4 protein-coding genes and 1 pseudogene are annotated in these 3,388 nt (G+C 24.7%); 3 read left to right on the top strand and 2 right to left on the bottom strand.

The genetic code is table 11. From position 1 onward, the window contains the following. From FPD38_RS08380 to FPD38_RS05010, 3 genes and pseudogenes are all read left to right on the top strand, one after another. Positions 1–289 (top strand): annotated as a pseudogene (locus tag FPD38_RS08380) (acetyltransferase); the annotation flags it as partial. Continuing rightward, a complete protein-coding gene (locus tag FPD38_RS05015) occupies positions 270–1,757 on the top strand; it encodes an amino acid adenylation domain-containing protein (protein WP_147555652.1) in 1,488 nt (495 codons plus the stop codon). The pseudogene FPD38_RS08380 and the gene FPD38_RS05015, both read left to right, overlap by 20 nt. A 178-nt stretch (positions 1,758–1,935) precedes the next feature. Then, a complete protein-coding gene (locus tag FPD38_RS05010; RefSeq protein ID WP_147555651.1) occupies positions 1,936–2,172 on the top strand; it encodes a phosphopantetheine-binding protein in 237 nt (78 codons plus the stop codon). 20 nt (positions 2,173–2,192) lie between these two features. Here FPD38_RS05010 and FPD38_RS05005 read toward each other — a convergent pair whose 3' ends face one another. After that, complete coding sequence (locus FPD38_RS05005) at positions 2,193–3,233, bottom strand: acyl carrier protein (RefSeq protein WP_147555650.1); 1,041 nt, start codon at positions 3,231–3,233, stop codon at positions 2,193–2,195. 45 nt (positions 3,234–3,278) lie between these two features. Then, positions 3,279–3,388 (bottom strand): DUF2920 family protein (locus FPD38_RS05000; RefSeq protein WP_147555649.1); only part of this gene is annotated, 110 nt, incomplete at its 5' end.

Genomic DNA, 3,388 nt, shown 5'->3' with positions numbered 1-3,388 from the left:
TCCATATAGATATTTTAAAAATTTTAGTGGAATTTTAATAGATGAAAGCGGAAAACAAAATAATAAAAATATAACTTATTATGTAAGAAAATTAGAAGAAAATTCGTTGATATGCGAACAAAAGCAAATTAATTTATTAAAAGAAAATAATAATTTTAATATAATTAATTTCGCAGGATCTTGTATAGTTAGTATAGAAAGCAAAGATTATTTTTTAGATACACTAAAATATTTAAAAAATAATCCATATAGTCTATTAAAGGATAAAAATGATAACCAATATAAATGACTTTTTGCAAAAAAGTGTAAATAAATATCCAGATAAAAAATTATTTGTTGAATTTGATGGAAAGTATATAAGCTACAAAGAATTTGACATCATTACAGACAAACTTGCAAGTAAAATAATACAAGAAAAAATTTATCAATCACCTATTTTAATAATATTACCAAAAAGTATAAATGCTTTAATATCTTTTTTTGGTTCAATAAAAAGTGGAAATTTTTATACCATACTTGATGAAAAAACTCCAAAAGAAAGAATAGAAAAAATAATACAAACTCTAAAACCAAAATTATTTATAACCTCCAAAGAATTAAATATAAATTTAAACCTACCTACCATTTATACGCAAGAATTTGAAAATTTCACTATAGATAAAACAGCCTTAGAAGATATAAAAGAAAAACATATAGATACAAATTTATTATATGTATTTTTTACAAGTGGAAGCACAGGAGTGCCAAAAGGAGTAAGTATAGCTCATAAAAGTGTTATTGATTATACTTTTTGGGTTTGCAAAACCTTTAAATTTGATGAAAATCACATCTTAGCAAATCAAGCTCCACTTTATTTTGACAATAGCATTTTAGATATTTTTTCTACTATAAAAGCTGGCGGGACTTTACATTTACTTCCAAATCATTTATTTGCTTTTCCAAATAAAATCACAGATTATTTAGTAAAAAATGAGGTAAATACAATATTTTGGGTGCCTTCTGTTTTAATATATTTTGCAAATACAGATGCTATAAAAGACATCGATCTTAAACTAAATAAAATATTATTTTGTGGTGAAATAATGCCAAATAAACAATTAAATATATGGAGAAAATACCTTCCAAATGCTTTATTTGCAAATTTATATGGGCCAACTGAAATAACTGATGTTTGTTCTTATTTCATAATAGATAGAGAATTTAGCGATAATGAACTTTTACCTATAGGCAATGCTTGTAAAAATACAGAGCTTTTAGTATTTGATGAAAATTTAAATTTAATCACCTCAAATCAAATAGGAATTAAAGGTGAGCTTTATGTAAGAGGAACTTGTCTTTCGCTGGGTTATTACAATGATAAAGAAAAAACTAATAAAGCCTTTGTGCAAAATCCTTTGCATGATAATTATTTAGATCTTTTATACAAAACAGGAGATGTGGTAGCTTATAATGAATTTGGCGAGCTTTTATGCTATGGAAGAATAGATAATCAAATCAAATACATGGGTCATCGTATAGAACTTGGAGAAATAGAAACTATAATAAATTCTCATGAAAAAATCAAAAATTGCGCTTGTGTGTTTAAAGATGATATTATTTGTTTTTATGAAAGCGAAGATGAGATAAATTTCAAAGAATTCTTAAAAGATAAATTACCTTCTTATATGGTCCCTAAAAAATTTATAAAAATAGATAATTTTAAATTAAATCAAAATGGTAAGATAGATAGAAAGGTTTTGGGTGAGTTTTGTTATTGATCGGCTTTAAAAATTTGATACTTAATAAGATTATTATTAAAAGCTAAGAAGAATTTAAATAATACAAAATATAGTTTAAAAAATTTTACAAAAAATCAAAATAACTTGAATAATAAAAATTATATTGAAATAACTTTAGATAATGATATAATTTTAAAAAATTTATAAAGGAATGACAATGGATTTAACAAATACAACAATTCAAAAATTCTTTATCAACATCGAAAGAACAGATATTGATGAAACTATGCAAGATTTGGTTAGTGAAGATATTATAGATAGTATAGATATAATGGCTTTAGTTGCTGAAATAGAAAAATACTATGGTAAAACATTAAATGCTGAATTTATAAGTCCTGAAAATTTTGAAGATTTTGAAAGTATTAAAAATATGCTTCTTAAAGCTTACAAGTAATACAATGCACAGGCATTGTATTAGTCTTTTAAAGATTGAATAATCTTATTTTTAGATATAATGATTTGTGTTATAAATTCAGCTACTTTATCCCAATCACTTTCTTTGGTTTGAGTCAAAGTTGGATTTTCTTTATAATCATCCCAATTTATTGGTTCAAACAAATACTGCCTGTGTGGAAAATACTTTTCTCTTACCCATTCAAGTGAAGGTGTGTAATAATCAACATAAGCTTTTGCTATATCTTTTTGCACTCTAAATTTAAGCCTATCTTCATCAGCTCCTTCAAAAATTTTCCTTGCAATATAAAGCAAAGAATTGATATTTTGTCCATGTAAATCTTTTTTAATCAATCGCCCTTGAAGCTCCATACCCAAAAGATTAAAACTTTCATTTTTGTTTTGTTTTAAAGAAAAATTATCATCCCATTCTAAACCCAAATGATGGACAAAATCTTTAAGCAAAGTTCCACCAACATACTCTTCCTTTAAAAGTCTTACTATTAAACTTTCTTCTCCAAATACTTCGATATGACTTTGACAAATCCATTTATAATCAAAAATATACTTTCTAGGATGCTCATTAGGTTTAAAATCAGCACTATAAAAACCCATATTATTTTTTATATCTTGAGAACAATGAGAATTTAAATATCCAAGTGTATCTCTAAAATAAACTATTTCATAAATTTCATCAAAACCTAACGCATTTAAAACACTTTTTAAAATTTCTATATGCTTTTTAGTAGAAAAATCCCAAACTATCCCTTCAGCTGAAAAAATAAATTTTTTATCTTTATGTAATGAAGCTTCTGCTTTAAAATTTTCAACAGCTTTAATCAAACGCTCATTTGTTAGATCATTTAATGGATTTTCACTTAATTTTTCCTTCTTAAAAAGCTCTAAAACTATATCTACCAAAACCCAATGTCTATTTGCCATTCTTAAAGATTTTGGATATATATAACCTTTTTGCAAAAGCAAATCTTCATTTTGCATCAAAAAGCCTTGTCTTTCTTGATTTCCACTATTAGTCGTTCCGATACTAACATAAGCTATCATTGATTTCCTTTTTTAGATTTTCATAAGAGACAAATTTTATCAAAATCATATAATTTCAAGTTTAAATTGATTTTTATCATCCTTAAAAGTAAAAACTTTGTTTTTACAAGGATAACTTATACTATCTTCTTTCATACTAAAGGTTTTATCTTTTA

It is taken from the genome of Campylobacter volucris, from assembly GCF_008011665.1.
Classification (GTDB): Bacteria; Campylobacterota; Campylobacteria; order Campylobacterales; family Campylobacteraceae; genus Campylobacter_D; species Campylobacter_D volucris_A.
The sequence above is the reverse complement of the archived record's forward strand: the minus strand, read 5'-3'. Positions and strand labels throughout refer to the sequence as shown.